This window comes from Pseudomonas izuensis (assembly GCF_009861505.1).
GTDB classification, from domain to species: Bacteria; Pseudomonadota; Gammaproteobacteria; order Pseudomonadales; family Pseudomonadaceae; genus Aquipseudomonas; species Aquipseudomonas izuensis.
Genome location: NZ_WTFT01000004.1, coordinates 405,731 through 420,485, shown reverse-complemented (window position 1 = coordinate 420,485; position 14,755 = coordinate 405,731). Strand labels below are relative to the sequence as shown.

General features: G+C 59.9%; 13 protein-coding genes. 10 read left to right on the top strand and 3 right to left on the bottom strand.

Annotated features, from left to right (window positions below; all coding sequences use genetic code 11):
* Positions 1 to 110: 110 nt before the first annotated feature.
* The 3 genes from gabD (at position 111) to GPL81_RS04900 (ending at position 4,366) form a co-directional block, all read left to right on the top strand.
* Positions 111 to 1,553 (top strand): NADP-dependent succinate-semialdehyde dehydrogenase, encoded by a 1,443-nt coding sequence (gene gabD, locus GPL81_RS04910; protein WP_096513966.1) that lies wholly within the window; start codon positions 111 to 113, stop codon positions 1,551 to 1,553.
* Positions 1,554 to 1,737: 184 nt separating this feature from the next.
* A complete protein-coding gene (gene gabT / locus GPL81_RS04905; protein ID WP_096513965.1) occupies positions 1,738 to 3,015 on the top strand; it encodes a 4-aminobutyrate--2-oxoglutarate transaminase in 1,278 nt (425 codons plus the stop codon).
* 136 nt (positions 3,016 to 3,151) lie between these two features.
* Positions 3,152 to 4,366, top strand: a complete 1,215-nt coding sequence (locus GPL81_RS04900; protein WP_160105418.1) for a response regulator — start codon at positions 3,152 to 3,154, stop codon at positions 4,364 to 4,366.
* A gap of 120 nt (positions 4,367 to 4,486) precedes the next feature.
* Here the strand turns inward: GPL81_RS04900 and GPL81_RS04895 are convergent, their stop codons facing one another.
* Entirely contained in the window at positions 4,487 to 5,476 is a 990-nt protein-coding gene (locus tag GPL81_RS04895; RefSeq protein WP_160105417.1) for a GGDEF domain-containing protein, read from the bottom strand.
* Between the two features lie 195 nt (positions 5,477 to 5,671).
* Positions 5,672 to 6,853 carry a delta-9 fatty acid desaturase DesA gene (gene desA, locus GPL81_RS04890; protein WP_160105416.1) on the bottom strand — a complete coding sequence of 394 codons (1,182 nt, stop codon included), beginning with the start codon at positions 6,851 to 6,853 and terminating at the stop codon, positions 5,672 to 5,674.
* A gap of 147 nt (positions 6,854 to 7,000) precedes the next feature.
* Between desA and dibA the strand changes: the two genes are divergently transcribed.
* The 6 genes from dibA (at position 7,001) to GPL81_RS04860 (ending at position 13,239) form a co-directional block, all read left to right on the top strand.
* Positions 7,001 to 8,920 carry a phosphodiesterase DibA gene (gene dibA, locus GPL81_RS04885; RefSeq protein ID WP_160105414.1) on the top strand — a complete coding sequence of 640 codons (1,920 nt, stop codon included), beginning with the start codon at positions 7,001 to 7,003 and terminating at the stop codon, positions 8,918 to 8,920.
* Positions 8,921 to 9,198: 278 nt separating this feature from the next.
* Complete coding sequence (gene oscA, locus GPL81_RS04880) at positions 9,199 to 9,381, top strand: sulfur starvation response protein OscA (protein ID WP_007975618.1); 183 nt, start codon at positions 9,199 to 9,201, stop codon at positions 9,379 to 9,381.
* A gap of 76 nt (positions 9,382 to 9,457) precedes the next feature.
* Positions 9,458 to 10,471 (top strand): sulfate ABC transporter substrate-binding protein, encoded by a 1,014-nt coding sequence (locus tag GPL81_RS04875; RefSeq protein ID WP_121103986.1) that lies wholly within the window; start codon positions 9,458 to 9,460, stop codon positions 10,469 to 10,471.
* Between the two features lie 69 nt (positions 10,472 to 10,540).
* Entirely contained in the window at positions 10,541 to 11,359 is an 819-nt protein-coding gene (cysT, locus tag GPL81_RS04870; protein WP_160105413.1) for a sulfate ABC transporter permease subunit CysT, read from the top strand.
* Positions 11,360 to 11,372: 13 nt separating this feature from the next.
* A complete protein-coding gene (gene cysW, locus GPL81_RS04865; RefSeq protein ID WP_160105412.1) occupies positions 11,373 to 12,245 on the top strand; it encodes a sulfate ABC transporter permease subunit CysW in 873 nt (290 codons plus the stop codon).
* Between the two features lie 4 nt (positions 12,246 to 12,249).
* Positions 12,250 to 13,239, top strand: a complete 990-nt coding sequence (locus GPL81_RS04860; protein WP_160105410.1) for a sulfate/molybdate ABC transporter ATP-binding protein — start codon at positions 12,250 to 12,252, stop codon at positions 13,237 to 13,239.
* Positions 13,240 to 13,340: 101 nt separating this feature from the next.
* On the opposite strand, the gene GPL81_RS04855 is transcribed toward GPL81_RS04860, so the two are convergent.
* Positions 13,341 to 13,862 (bottom strand): Mpo1 family 2-hydroxy fatty acid dioxygenase, encoded by a 522-nt coding sequence (locus GPL81_RS04855; protein ID WP_160105409.1) that lies wholly within the window; start codon positions 13,860 to 13,862, stop codon positions 13,341 to 13,343.
* A gap of 84 nt (positions 13,863 to 13,946) precedes the next feature.
* Here GPL81_RS04855 and GPL81_RS04850 point away from each other — a divergent pair, with 84 nt between their 5' ends.
* Complete coding sequence (locus tag GPL81_RS04850; protein ID WP_160105408.1) at positions 13,947 to 14,633, top strand: Crp/Fnr family transcriptional regulator; 687 nt, start codon at positions 13,947 to 13,949, stop codon at positions 14,631 to 14,633.
* Positions 14,634 to 14,755: the final 122 nt, after the last annotated feature.

The following is a 14,755-nucleotide window of genomic DNA, read 5'->3' as shown; positions in this document are numbered from 1 at the left end:
TTATGTGCTTCAGCCCGGTGAATGATTTCCCTGACGGCAGCCTACTGAGGCGCCTTTCTACAATCATAATTTGCTCCGCATCCATTGCGGTGCTGTTAAGGAAAGCCGACATGCAGCTTAAAGACACCCAGTTGTTCCGCCAGCAAGCCTTTATCAATGGCGAGTGGGTCGATGCCGACAATGGTCAGACGATCAAGGTCAACAACCCGGCAACGGGCGAAATTCTGGGCACCGTGCCGAAAATGGGCGCTGCCGAAACCCGCCGTGCCATCGAAGCCGCTGACAAGGCGCTGCCGGCCTGGCGTGCACTGACCGCCAAAGAGCGTGCGACCAAGCTGCGTCGCTGGTTCGAACTGATGATCGAGAACCAGGATGACCTGGCTCGCCTGATGACCCTGGAACAAGGCAAGCCATTGGCCGAAGCCAAGGGTGAAATCGTTTACGCCGCTTCCTTCATCGAGTGGTTCGCCGAAGAAGCCAAGCGCATCTACGGTGACGTGATTCCGGGCCACCAGCCAGACAAGCGCCTGATCGTGATCAAGCAGCCAATCGGCGTGACCGCTGCAATCACCCCGTGGAACTTCCCGGCCGCGATGATCACCCGTAAAGCCGGCCCGGCCCTGGCTGCCGGTTGCACCATGGTGCTCAAGCCTGCTTCGCAAACCCCGTTCTCGGCTTTCGCCCTGGCTGAACTGGCTCAGCGTGCCGGTATTCCTGCCGGTGTATTCAGTGTTGTTTCCGGCAGCGCCGGCGACATCGGTACCGAGCTGACCAGCAACCCGATCGTGCGCAAGCTGTCCTTCACCGGTTCGACCGAAATCGGTCGTCAGCTGATGGCCGAATGCGCCAAGGACATCAAGAAAGTGTCCCTGGAACTGGGCGGCAACGCGCCGTTCATCGTGTTCGACGACGCGGATCTGGATAAGGCCGTCGAAGGCGCGATCATTTCCAAGTACCGCAACAACGGCCAGACCTGCGTCTGCGCCAACCGCCTGTACATTCAGGACGGTGTCTACGACGCATTCGCCGAGAAGCTGAAAGTGGCCGTTGCCAAGCTGAAGATCGGTAACGGTCTGGAAGCAGGTACCACTACTGGCCCGCTGATCGACGAAAAAGCCGTGGCCAAGGTGCAAGAACACATCGCCGACGCCTTGAGCAAAGGCGCGACCGTACTGGCCGGTGGCAAGCCGATGGAAGGCAACTTCTTCGAGCCGACCATCCTGACCAACGTGCCGAACAACGCTGCCGTGGCCAAGGAAGAAACCTTCGGTCCATTGGCGCCACTGTTCCGCTTCAAAGACGAAGCCGACGTGATCGCGATGTCCAACGACACCGAGTTCGGTCTGGCCTCGTACTTCTATGCTCGCGACCTGGGTCGTGTGTTCCGTGTGGCTGAAGCCCTGGAATACGGCATGGTCGGCGTCAACACCGGGCTGATCTCCAACGAAGTCGCGCCGTTCGGCGGCATCAAGGCCTCGGGCCTGGGCCGTGAAGGCTCCAAGTACGGCATCGAAGATTACCTGGAAATCAAATACCTCTGCCTGGGCATCTAAGCCCGGAAAAAGGCATCGCTTCAAACGCAAAGGGCACGAGAGCGCTGTCCCTTTGCGTGCTTCAAACGGAATTTTCTCGGTGGCCGGGAACGCTGTGGCAGTCGATCATCGCATGCTGTCGCTGTTGTTCCCCGCCGCTTAATCCTTGAACCACACCGCCCGATGAGCGGTGAATGAGGAAAGTATGAGCAAGACTAACGCTTCTTTGATGGCCCGCCGTACCGCTGCTGTTCCACGTGGTGTTGGCCAGATTCACCCAATCTTCGCCGATTCCGCGAAGAACGCTACCGTGACTGACGTTGAAGGTCGCGAGTTCATCGATTTCGCCGGCGGTATCGCCGTGCTGAACACCGGCCACGTGCACCCGAAAGTCATTGCCGCCGTGACCGAGCAGCTGAACAAGCTGACCCACACTTGCTTCCAGGTACTGGCCTACGAGCCGTACGTAGAAGTGTGCGAAAAAATCAACGCCAAGGTGCCAGGTGATTTCGACAAGAAAACCCTGCTGGTGACCACCGGTTCCGAAGCCGTTGAAAACTCCATCAAGATCGCCCGTGCCGCTACTGGCCGTGCCGGCGTGATCGCCTTCACCGGCGCTTATCACGGTCGCACCATGATGACCCTGGGCCTGACCGGTAAAGTCGTGCCTTACTCGGCCGGCATGGGCCTGATGCCAGGCGGCATCTTCCGCGCGCTGTACCCGAACGAACTGCATGGCGTGAGCATCGACGATTCGATCGCCAGCATCGAGCGCATCTTCAAGAACGACGCCGAGCCGAAAGACATCGCTGCGATCATCATCGAGCCGGTTCAGGGCGAAGGTGGTTTCTACGTCGCGCCTAAAGAGTTCATGAAGCGTCTGCGTGCCCTGTGCGACCAGCACGGCATCCTGCTGATCGCTGACGAAGTACAGACCGGCGCTGGCCGTACCGGCACTTTCTTCGCCATGGAACAGATGGGCGTTGCCGCCGACCTGACCACCTTCGCCAAATCCATCGCTGGCGGCTTCCCGCTGGCCGGTGTGTGTGGCAAGGCCGAATACATGGACGCCATCGCTCCAGGCGGCCTGGGCGGCACCTACGCCGGTAGCCCAATCGCTTGCGCCGCGGCCCTGGCCGTGATGGAAGTGTTCGAAGAAGAGCACCTGCTGGACCGCTGCAAGGCTGTCGGCGAGCGTCTGGTGACTGGCCTGAAGGCTATCCAGGCCAAGTACCCGGTGATCGGTGAAGTCCGTGCCCTGGGCGCAATGATCGCGGTCGAGCTGTTTGAAGGCGGCGATAGCCACAAGCCAAACCCGACTGCAGTGGCTGCTGTTGTCGCCAAGGCGCGTGACAAGGGTCTGATCCTGCTGTCCTGCGGCACCTACGGCAACGTTCTGCGCGTCCTGGTACCGCTGACTTCGCCGGACGAGCAACTGGACAAAGGTCTGGCAATCATCGAAGAGTGCTTCTCCGAGCTCTGATCGCCAAGTGTGACCTGATCGACAAAAAACCCGCTTCGGCGGGTTTTTTCATGCCGGTCGTAATACTACCCGCGTAAATGCGCTGTATCGAAGGGCCGGCATTCGCTAAGGTTCAGGCATTGCCAGGGAGAGCTGTATGACTGTCTTAGATTTACCTGCCATTCCCAGAGTGTTGATTGCCGAGGCCGATCCCTGGTCCCGCGATTTGCTCAAGGAAGTGCTGCTGAACGTACGCTGCGATGCGCGACTGGACCTGTGTGCCGACGGCCAGCAGGCGCTGGAGCTGTTGGCGGCCAATCCTTATGACCTGGTGATTGCCGACTGGGAGTTGCCAGGCGTCGACGGCCTGAATGTGTTGCGCAGTGTCCGCCAGCGCAAACGCAATCCGCCGCTGCCATTCATTCTGATGAGCAGCCGCAACGACAGTGCCAGCGTGCGCGAAGCCCTGCCGCTGGCGCCAGCCGCTTATCTGACCAAACCCCTGAACATGGAAAGCCTGACCCATCGCTTGCAGGATTTGCTGCTCGATGCGGGTAAGGAAGTCACCTGCGAAGTGCCGTCGCTGGCACCGGGCATGACTTTGTCGGTTTACCTGGAGCGTCGGCGTGAACTGGCCGAGGGTGCGCCGCTGATGACCGACGTGCAGTTGGCGGTCAAGCGCAGCCTCAATCCCAACGGCCTCGACCTGACGAAACTGGAAGACGAGATTCGTACCGATCCGCAGGTCACCGCCGTGCTGATCGCCGCCGCCAACAGCGCGGCCCAGCACCATGGCGCCGCCGTGCAAACCCTGTCCCAGGCGCTGCACCGGCTGGGCACCGGGCAAAGCATGAACCTGATTCTGGGCCTGACCCTCAAGCGCAGTGCAAGGCTCAGTGATCCGTACCTGGCGGACTATGCCGAGCGTTATTGGGATCTGTCGCTGCACACCGCCGAATATGCACGGACGCTGGCGCGTTTGCTGGATCTGGATCAGGCGCGTTGCTATTGCGCCGGCATGCTGCATCGCCTCGGTGACCTGGCGTTGCTGCGTTGCCTGCAGGAATGGAAGCAGGCCGGTGGCGAGTTGGACGAGCAGGAGGCGGTGGGCGAAGCGTTGGTCGAGTTCGGCGCGGCCTATGGCTCGGCACTGCGCACCCGTTGGCGTCTGCCGCTGGAGCTGCGACAGCTGATTGCGGCGGCCTACCAGCTCGGTGGTGGGGTTTACTCCCGTGAAGCGCTGGTGATGAACATGGCGGCGCAACTGGCGCGCCTGACTGAGCATGAGGGCGTCGAGGAACTGGCTAAAAGCCGGACGGCGCGGTTGCTCAAGATCGGGTTGCCGGAGCTGATGCGGATGCGCAAACAATAAATCTCACACAAACCACTGTAGGAGCTGGCTTGTCGGATCGCCGCACCGCAGCGAAGACGGCGTATCCGACACACCGAGGTGTCTGGATTCGCTGGCAAGCCAGCTCCTACAGGGGTGTTGTCAGCCGGTGATAATCCGGTTTTTCCCGTCACGCTTGGCCTGGTACATCGCCGCGTCCGCGCGGCCAAACAGGCTTTCGATGTTTTCGTCCTCGGCCGTAAGGCTGGTCAACCCTTGGCTGACGGTGATGCCGAATGTCTGGCCGTCATGGTCGAAGCTCAAGCGCTGGATCTCCCGTTGCAAGCGCTCGGCGACTTGCAGGGCCATGCCCGGCGTGCAGCCGGGGAACACCGCAGCGAATTCCTCGCCACCAATGCGCCCGAACAGGTCACCGCGCCGCAACGCCGCGCGGCCGCAGTCGGCGATATGTTGCAGCACGTTATCGCCTTCCTGATGGCCGTAGGTATCGTTGATCGCTTTGAAGTCATCGATGTCCAGCATCAGGAACGACAGCGGCGTGTCTTGTTGCCGCGCCCGTTCGAATTCCTGGTTCGCGCCCTCGAAGAAATGTCGTCGATTGCTGCTCTGCGTCAGGGCGTCGGTGGTGGCCAGGCGTTGCAGCTCGGTTTCCATCTGCTTTTTATCGGTGATGTCTTCCGCGATGCCGACAATGATTACCGGCTGTCCCGGTTCGGCCTGCCGGTTGATGAAGCACTTGTCGCTGAGCCAGCGCACCTGGCCCTCGGCGTCGATGATCCGGTATTCGCGGTCTTCGACGGCACCTTTGGCCAGCACGTCCGCCAGGCTGCGCTCGGCATATTCCAGATCGTCGGGGTAAATGGCGTCGCGCCATTGGTTGTAGTCGGCCAGCAGCAGGTCGGCGGAGCGGCCGAAAAGCCGTTCATAAGCGGGGCTGACATACAGCACCTGGCGGGTTTCCCAGTTGAATGCCCAGAGCACCGCGTTGACGCTCACCAGCAGGGTGCTGAACAGCTGTTCGCGTTCACTCAGGCGCGCCACTTCACCTTGGGCGTGCATCAACGCCAACAAGGTTTGCGCGGCCTCGGGCCACTGCGGTGGAGATGGGTCGTTCAGGTTTTTATTGACCATCGGCACAAATCTCAAAGGGCGTGCGCCGCTCGAGGTTCGAAAGCGGCCACAACGAAGCCCGCCGGGGTGGCGAAGTGTCTTTGAGATAGGGGATACGGGATGAAGTTCCCGCTTACTGTGGTGAGGCAGAGGTATCCCGCCGGGCGGTCGTAGGAGCTGTCGAGTGCACAGCTCCTACAAAGGCCTGGCGATCAATCAGGCAGCAGGACGCAGGGAGTAGGTTTTCAACTGATCGGCAAAGTCGCGCAGGGATTGAATCCCGCTGGCTTCGGCTTCGTGTACCCAATCCTTGATGGCGGCCAGCATGTCATGACCATTTGAGCTGGTCTTGACCCAGATCTGCTGCAAGGCCAGGCGTTTCTCGTAAATTACCTTCAGTGCCTGGCTGTGCTCGAGCATGTTCTGGATACGTACGTGGTGCCTGTCGTCCAGCAGGCTGGTTTCCCGCGAGAGCAGGCGCTTGGCGCGGCGGAACTGGTGGCGGACCGAGTGATCGACCTTGTCCAGTTCCTGCTTGACCAGCGGCCCGATCACCAATTTGCGGTACTGGGCCATGATCTGGAAGCGGTTGTTGAGAATCGCCATGGCGGTGTCCATGTCCAGGTTGCCCTTGCCTTCGACACGGTGGGCAATCGGCGCGACGCGCTGAACCTTGGCCAGGCGCAGGAAGCTGAACACTTGAATCCAGGCCCAGCCCAGATCGAACTCCCACTTCTTCACCGACAGTTTTGCCGAGTTAGGGTAGGTGTGATGGTTGTTATGCAGTTCTTCACCGCCGATCAGGATGCCCCAGGGCACCAGATTGGTCGCCGCATCGCGGCATTCGAAATTGCGGTAGCCGACGGCATGGCCCAGGCCATTGACCACGCCGGCGGCCCAGACCGGGATCCACATCATCTGGATGGCCCAGATGGTGATGCCGATGGTACCGAACAGCAGCAGGTCGATGACGCCCATGATCGCCACGCCCAGCAGCGGGTAGCGGCTGTAGAGGTTGCGCTCGATCCAGTCTTCGGGGCAGTTCTTGCCATAGATGCGCAGGGTCTCGGGGTTCTCCGCTTCGGCGCGGTACAGCTCGGCACCTTTGCGCAGGACCGTGGACAAGCCCTTGATGACCGGGCTATGCGGGTCATCTACGGTTTCGCATTTGGCGTGATGCTTGCGGTGGATGGCGGTCCACTCGCGGGTGTTCTGCGCCGTGGTGAGCCACAACCAGAAGCGGAAGAAATGTTTCAGGCCGGCATTCAGCTCAAGCGAGCGATGGGCGGAATAGCGGTGCAGATAGACCGTGACGGCGACGATCGTCACATGGGTCATCAGCAGGGTGACTGCCACCAGTGCCCAGGGCGACAAGCCGAGAAAACCTTCGTACCACATAGCCTGTAGGGCCCTCGATAAAGAAAAAAACAGCCGTTGCATTATCACCGAGCCCACAGATAAAACCAGTCGCCCTTTCAGATAAGAGTGGCTGGAGGTGTCTTTAACCTATAATCCCGGCATTTTTGTAGGGACATGGACAGTCTTATGTCTGCCAGCTATCGCGAAGCCTTGCGCGCAGCGCTGCTTTACCTGTTGCTTTCTGTGGTCTGGATGCAGCTCAGTGGTTATTTATTGAACAGTTTCTTCGATAGCTCGGCCGAGCTGTTGCGATGGCAACTGATCAACGGTTATGCCTGGGTGGCGGTCAGCGCCGGATTGATTTTCATTGCCCGGGCGCGTCTGCTGCGTTGCCTGGGGATCGGCGCTAGGTTGCGCGGACGCAGCGAAGATCGGGAGCGCTTGCGCCAGGCGGCTGCCGTGTTCGATTGCACGCGCGAAGGTGTGCTGGTCACTAACGGCGAAGGATTGATCGTGCACGTCAACCGCGCCTTCATGGAGATTACCGGCTATCAAAGCGAGGAGGTGCTGGGGCAGCGACCCAGCCTGTTCAAGTCTGGCCGTCATCTGAAAGGTTTCTACCAGGCGATGTTCGAGACACTCGACAGCAGGGGGGAGTGGAGTGGGGAAATCTGGAACCGTCGCAAAAGCGGCGAAATCTACCCGCAATGGCAAACCATCCGTGTCATTCATGACGACTTGGGGCGGCGCAGTCATTACGTCGCGGTGTTTTCCGACATCAGCGCGATCAAGAACTCCGAACACAAACTGATGCACCTGGCGCACCACGATGCGCTGACGGATTTGCCCAACCGCCTGTTGTTTACTGACCGCGCCGAGCAGGCCCTGGCGTCGGCGCAGGTCCACAAGCGCGGTTGTGCGTTGCTGTTGATCGATCTGGATCATTTCAAAATGATCAACGACGGCCTCGGGCATACCATCGGTGACCAACTGCTCAAGGCGGTGGCGGAGCGCTTGAAAGCTATGTTCGGAGCGGGCATAACCCTGGCGCGACTGGGTGGAGACGAGTTCGCCGTGTTGGCCGAAAGCTGTCCGCATTTGGTCCAGGCGGCGGCGCTGGCCCGGCGGATTATCGATGGCCTCAAGGAACCGTTTCCGATCGACGGGCATCAGCTGTTTATCAACACCAGCATCGGTATCAGCCTGTTCCCCAGCGATGCCTTGAGCGCTGAACAATTGTTGCGCAATGCCGATTCGGCGCTGTTCAAGGCCAAGAGCGGTGGTCGCAATGGCTACGCGCTCTATACCGAGGAGCTGACCGCCCATGCCCAGCAACGGGTCGAGATCTCCTTCGAATTGCGCAATGCGTTAGACCAGCAACAATTGCGGGTCTATTACCAACCGGTTCATGACCTTAAAACCAGTCGATTGATCGGCGTCGAAGCACTGGTGCGCTGGGAGCATCCGCAGCGTGGCTTGGTGTCGCCGGCAGAATTCATCCCGATTGCCGAGCGAACCGGTCTGATCGCTGAAATCGACGCCTGGGTGATGCAGCAGGCGTGCCGGCAAATGTGCCAGTGGCAACAGGCCGGCGTGGTGTTGTCGTTTGTCGCGGTGAATGTGTCCTCGCGCCTGTTCGCCCGCCGCGAGCTGTACCAGCAAGTGGCACAAGTGCTGCGCGATACCGGGCTGGCCCCGGCCTGCCTGGAACTGGAGGTCACGGAAAGCGCGGTGATGGAAGACCCTGAAGTCGCGCTGGAGCAGATGCATCGTCTGCGTGAGCTGGGTGTGCGGCTGGCCATCGACGACTTCGGAACCGGTTATTCATCACTGCTGCGGCTCAAGCGCCTGCCGGTGCAGAAGCTCAAGATCGATCAAGGCTTTGTCGCCGGGTTGCCATGGGATGAAGACGACGCCGCCATCGTGCGGGTGATCATCGCCCTGGCGCAGAGCATGGGGATGCAGGTGCATGCCGAAGGGATCGAGCAGGTCGAGCAGGCGGCGTTCCTGCTCGAACAAGGCAGCCATCTGGGGCAGGGGTATTGGTTTGGACGACCGGTACCGGCCGGGCAGCTGGATTGGTTGCGTGCACCGGTGATTGGATAACCACAAACCCTTGTAGGAGCGAGCCTGCTCGCGATGGGCGTTAACGATGACCAGGGCAGCCTGAATGAACGCGGTGCCCATGCCACCATCGCGAGCAGGCTCGCTCCTACAGAAAGGCATAAACCTCGCAAGCCCTTGTCCCGCCAAATAATGTCTTCTGGTTATATAAACATTCTTAAATAGTCTTTTTAAGAATATCTGTGCCTCTCTACTATTGGTTTCACGCCGCAAGCAGTGCCGCCACTGCCAGGCAACCACTCAGTTGAAGGAGCAGCACCATGAGCGCATCTCTACGTAGCGTTGACGGCCAGGACGAAGCAACCATCCTGCGTGAAATCCAGAGTGCCTTGCGCGATCTGCGTTTCGGCGCTGTGGAAATCACTGTGCACAACGCGCAGGTGGTTCAGATCGAGCGCAAGGAAAAATTCCGCTTGCAGCAGCCGGGTAACAAACCGGGCTGAAGCGAGAACAGGCACCGCGATTCCAGAAGTCCATAAGAAAAAGCCAACACACCCAAGAATTCCAGGAGCTTTCACCATGTCGTCGATTCGCCATTTCGCCTTGGCCGCCTTGGCCAGCGCCCTTTTTGCCGGTTCCGCGGTTGCCAAGGATTACGAATTGCTCAACGTGTCGTACGACCCGACCCGTGAGCTGTATCAGGATTACAACGCCGAATTCGTCAAGTTCTGGCAGAAAGACCATGCCGGTGACAGCGTGAAAATCCAGCAGTCCCACGGTGGTTCGGGCAAGCAGGGTCGGGCAGTGATCGATGGCCTGCGTGCCGACGTGGTGACCCTGGCCCTGGCTGGTGACATCGACGAAATCGCCAAGCTCGGCAAGACCTTGCCGGCTGACTGGCAGAAGCGTTTGCCGGAAGCGAGCACACCTTACACCTCGACCATCGTGTTCCTGGTGCGCAAGGGCAACCCTAAAGGCATCAAGGACTGGGGCGATCTGGTCAAGAACGATGTATCGGTGATCACCCCGAACCCGAAAACCTCTGGCGGTGCGCGCTGGAACTTCCTCGCTGCGTGGGCCTATGGCCTGAAAGCCAACGGCGGTGATGAAGCCAAGGCCAAGGAATACGTGCAAACCCTGTTCAAGCACGTGCCTGTGCTGGACACCGGCGCTCGCGGTTCGACCATCACCTTCGTCAACAACGGTCAGGGCGATGTGTTGCTGGCGTGGGAAAACGAAGCCTTCCTGGCCCTGAAAGAAGAGGGCGGTGCCGACAAGTTCGACATCGTCGTGCCTTCGCTGTCGATCCTCGCCGAACCGCCAGTGGCCGTGGTCGACAAGAATGCCGAGAAAAAGGGCAACACCGAGATCGCCGAGGCGTACCTCAAGCACCTGTACAGCCCGGCGGGCCAGGAAATCGCGGCGAAGAACTTCTATCGTCCACGGGACAAGGATGTCGCCGCCAAATACGCCCAGCAGTTCCCGAAACTGGAGCTGGTGAGCATCGACAAGGACTTCGGCGGCTGGAAAACCGCACAGCCGAAATTCTTCAACGATGGCGGCGTGTTCGACCAGATTTACCAGGCGCAGTAATCTTAAATAGCCATCAATGAGCCCCGGGTTTACCTTCGGGGCTTTGTGCGTTCTCAACCAAGGACTTTTATGTCGCGTCGTATCTCCCCCGTCATACCCGGCTTCGGGCTGACGCTGGGCTACACCTTGGTGTACCTCAGCCTGATTGTGCTCATACCACTGGCGGCGATGTTCGTGCATGCCGCTCAACTCACCTGGGACCAGTTCTGGGCAATCATCTCGGCGCCACGGGTGCTGTCTGCGTTGAAGCTGAGCTTCGGCACCGCGCTCTATGCCGCAGTCATCAACGGCATCATCGGCACGCTGCTGGCCTGGGTGCTGGTGCGCTATACCTTCCCTGGACGCAAAGTCATCGACGCCATGATCGACTTGCCCTTCGCATTGCCCACCGCCGTGGCCGGTATTGCGCTGACCGCGCTGTATACCCCTACCGGTCTGGTCGGTCAGTTTGCAGCGGATCTGGGTTTCAAGATCGCCTACACCCCCCTGGGCATCACCCTTGCCCTCACTTTTGTGACACTTCCATTCGTAGTACGTACCGTACAGCCAGTATTGGCAGATATTCCACGGGAAGTGGAAGAAGCAGCGGCGTGCCTGGGGGCGAAACCGGTGCAGGTATTTCGCCATATCCTGGTGCCGGCCCTGTTGCCCGCCTGGTTGACCGGTTTCGCCCTGGCCTTTGCCCGTGGGGTCGGCGAGTACGGTTCGGTGATTTTCATCGCCGGCAACATGCCGATGAAAACCGAGATTCTCCCGCTGCTGATCATGGTCAAGCTCGACCAGTACGATTACACCGGCGCGACCTCCATTGGTGTACTGATGCTGGTGGTTTCCTTCATTCTGCTGCTGCTGATCAACTTGCTGCAGCGACGCATCGAAACCCCATAAGGAGGCGCACAACATGTCCCAATCGTCTATTGCTGCCGCTTCCTCGGCCAACGCTGCCCGCCGTGGCAGTGCCGCGTCGCGGCGCATCCTGATCGGCCTTGGCTGGCTGATTTTTGCGCTGTTCCTGCTGCTGCCGCTGTTCATCGTGGTGTCCCAGGGCTTGAAACTGGGCCTCGGCGCGTTCTTCACCGCGATCTTCGAACCCGATGCGCTGTCGGCCCTGAAGCTCACGGTGATTGCGGTGCTGATTTCGGTACCGTTGAACCTGGTGTTCGGTGTCAGTGCCGCCTGGTGTGTGAGCAAATACTCATTCCGCGGCAAGAGCATGCTGGTGACCCTGATCGACTTGCCGTTCTCGGTGTCGCCGGTGATCGCCGGTCTTGTCTATGTGCTGATGTTCGGCGCTCAAGGGATCTTCGGCCCATGGCTGCAGGACCATGACATTCAGATCGTCTTCGCTTTGCCGGGCATTGTGCTGGCGACGATCTTCGTCACCGTGCCGTTCGTGGCGCGTGAGCTGATCCCGCTGATGCAGGAGCAGGGCACTCAGGAAGAAGAAGCCGCGCGCCTGCTCGGGGCCAATGGCTGGCAGATGTTCTGGCACGTCACCGTGCCTAACATCAAATGGGGCCTGATCTATGGCGTGGTGCTGTGCACCGCGCGGGCCATGGGTGAGTTCGGTGCGGTGTCGGTGGTTTCCGGGCACATCCGCGGGGTGACCAACACCTTGCCGCTGCACGTCGAGATCCTCTACAACGAATACAACCACGTGGCCGCGTTCGCCGTGGCGAGCCTGTTGCTGATCCTGGCGCTCTTCATCCTGCTGGCCAAGCAGTGGAGCGAAAACCGTATTAACCGCCTGCGCGCCAGCGCCGCGGAGGAATGATTTCATGTCGATCGAAGTGCGTAACGTCAGCAAGAATTTCAATGCCTTCAAGGCGCTGAACAACATCAGCCTGGATATTCAGAGCGGTGAACTGGTGGCCTTGCTCGGCCCGTCCGGCTGCGGCAAGACCACGCTGCTGCGGATCATTGCCGGTCTGGAAACCCCTGATCAGGGCAACATCGTGTTCCACGGCGAAGATGTCTCCGGCCACGACGTGCGTGATCGCAACGTCGGTTTCGTGTTTCAGCACTACGCCTTGTTCCGCCACATGACGGTGTTCGACAACGTCGCGTTCGGTCTGCGGATGAAGCCGAAGAACCAGCGCCCGAGCGAAAGCCAGATCGCAACCAAGGTCCACGAACTGCTGAACATGGTGCAGCTGGACTGGCTGTCGGATCGTTACCCGGAACAACTCTCCGGTGGCCAGCGTCAGCGTATCGCCCTGGCTCGTGCCCTGGCAGTGGAACCGAAAGTGCTGCTGCTCGATGAACCCTTCGGTGCCCTCGATGCCAAGGTCCGCAAGGAACTGCGCCGCTGGCTGGCGCGCTTGCACGAAGACATCAACCTGACGTCGGTGTTCGTGACCCACGACCAGGAAGAAGCCATGGAAGTCGCCGACCGCATCGTGGTGATGAACAAGGGTGTGATCGAGCAGATCGGCTCACCGGGCGACGTCTACGAAAACCCGGCCAGCGATTTCGTCTATCACTTCCTCGGTGATTCGAACCGCTTGCACTTGGGCGAAGACAAACACGTGCTGTTCCGTCCGCACGAAGTGTCGTTGTCGCGCCATGAACTGGAAGATCACCATGCGGCCGAAGTGCGGGATATTCGTCCGCTGGGTGCGACGACCCGGGTGACACTGAAGGTCGAAGGGCAGAGCGATTTGATCGAAGCGGAAGTGGTGAAGGATCACGACAGCCTGATTGGCCTGGCCAAGGGTGAGACGTTGTTCTTCAAGCCGAAAGTCTGGCAGAAGCTCGCCAACATCTAAAAGCATCGCGGGCAAGCCCGCTCCCACAGTGATCTGTGGTAAATCACAATTTTGTGATCAACCTAAAACTCTGTGGGAGCGGGCTTGCCCGCGATTGCATTCTAAACAGCGGCACGATTCGGATTGATCCGCACACCCCCCGCCCGCGCCTCGATCTGCTCTTTCAACTCATGCCGCAATCCCAGCATGAACGCCAGCTCCGCCACCACGAACAACGGCCCGACAATCAACCCCGTCACATCATCGACAAACGCCGGTTTGCGCCCTTCGTAGTGATGCCCGACAAACTGGATCGCCCAGCCCACCACGAACATCCCGACGCCGCTCGCCAGCCAGACCAGCGTGCCTTGCTGCGCCAGTACCTGACCGGCCCACACGCACAGTCCGAGCAACACTGTCATCAGCACCCCGAGGCGCAGCTCCAGGCGCAGGTAAAACCAGGCAGACGTCAGCGAGACAAGCACCGCCGGCGAAAGCCAGCCACCGGCCCATTGCGGACGGGACAGCAACACCGCCACGGCCACGACGATCAGCGGAATGCCAATGAAGTGGCTGGCGATGTTGCGTGGGTCGCGGTGGTAGGCGGCGTATTGACTGAGATGGTCAACGAGGCTTTTTTTCATTGTTCTTCCTCCTGTAGGGTGACTGATCTTGCCTCGGAGTTATTTTTCGCTCTGTCAGCCAGGCGACAATCTCTAGGAGTTTTCATGGATATGCAGGTCTGGCGTGCGTGCCTGATGCGCGGTCAATGGTTCAGCCATCTGCCTGTTTCCCTACAGGATAGCCTGCTCAATGCCGGGCGAGTACGGCATCTGTCAGCGGGCCAGCGCCTGTTCCAGCGCGGCGATCCACCGTGTGGGCTGTACGCGGTGCTGGAAGGCGCGGTGCGCGTTGGTGCCGTCAACGAGCAGGGCAAGGAGGCGTTGCTGAGCCTGGTGGAGCCGCCGCACTGGTTCGGTGAAATCTGCCTGTTCGATGGCCAGCCACGCACCCATGATGCGTTCGCTGCAGGTCCGTGCACGCTGTTGCACATCCCGCAAACCGCACTGCTGGCGCTGCTGGACGAACAGCCCGTGTACTGGCGGCAACTGGCGTTGCTGATGAGTCAGAAACTGCGCATGACGTTCATCAATCTCGAACAATTGAGCCTCTTGCCTGCCCCGGCGAGGCTGGCGCATCGCTTGCTGATGATCGCCGAAGGCTACGGCCAGCTCGACGAGCCACGTCGTGTCCTGCAGTTGCCGCAGGAACAGCTTGCTTCCATGTTGTCGCTGTCGCGCCAGACCACAAATCAGTTGCTCAAGGAATTGCAGGGGCAGGGGATTCTGAATCTGGGGTATGGGGAAATCGAGATTCTCGATGCCGAGCGGTTGCGGACGCTGGCGACAATCTGACGATGTGGGGTGTCAGCAGGCTTGGACGCTGGTTGATCTGGCCTCTTCGCGGGCAAGCCCGCTCCCACAGTGATCTAGGTGAGTCACAGTTTTGTGGTCAACCTAAAACCCTGTGGGAGCGG

Bases quoted from the DNA above. Each gene is read 5' to 3' on its own strand.
- cysT (WP_160105413.1), top strand. From the start codon at position 10,541: ATGTCGCGTCGTATCTCCCCCGTCATACCCGGCTTCGGGCTGACGCTG.
- GPL81_RS04900 (WP_160105418.1), top strand. From the start codon at position 3,152: ATGACTGTCTTAGATTTACCTGCCATTCCCAGAGTGTTGATTGCCGAG.
- cysW (WP_160105412.1), top strand. From the start codon at position 11,373: ATGTCCCAATCGTCTATTGCTGCCGCTTCCTCGGCCAACGCTGCCCGC.
- gabT (WP_096513965.1), top strand. From the start codon at position 1,738: ATGAGCAAGACTAACGCTTCTTTGATGGCCCGCCGTACCGCTGCTGTT.
- gabD (WP_096513966.1), top strand. From the start codon at position 111: ATGCAGCTTAAAGACACCCAGTTGTTCCGCCAGCAAGCCTTTATCAAT.
- dibA (WP_160105414.1), top strand. From the start codon at position 7,001: ATGTCTGCCAGCTATCGCGAAGCCTTGCGCGCAGCGCTGCTTTACCTG.
- GPL81_RS04875 (WP_121103986.1), top strand. From the start codon at position 9,458: ATGTCGTCGATTCGCCATTTCGCCTTGGCCGCCTTGGCCAGCGCCCTT.
- GPL81_RS04855 (WP_160105409.1), bottom strand. From the start codon at position 13,862: ATGAAAAAAAGCCTCGTTGACCATCTCAGTCAATACGCCGCCTACCAC.
- GPL81_RS04895 (WP_160105417.1), bottom strand. From the start codon at position 5,476: ATGGTCAATAAAAACCTGAACGACCCATCTCCACCGCAGTGGCCCGAG.
- desA (WP_160105416.1), bottom strand. From the start codon at position 6,853: ATGTGGTACGAAGGTTTTCTCGGCTTGTCGCCCTGGGCACTGGTGGCA.
- GPL81_RS04850 (WP_160105408.1), top strand. From the start codon at position 13,947: ATGGATATGCAGGTCTGGCGTGCGTGCCTGATGCGCGGTCAATGGTTC.
- oscA (WP_007975618.1), top strand. From the start codon at position 9,199: ATGAGCGCATCTCTACGTAGCGTTGACGGCCAGGACGAAGCAACCATC.
- GPL81_RS04860 (WP_160105410.1), top strand. From the start codon at position 12,250: ATGTCGATCGAAGTGCGTAACGTCAGCAAGAATTTCAATGCCTTCAAG.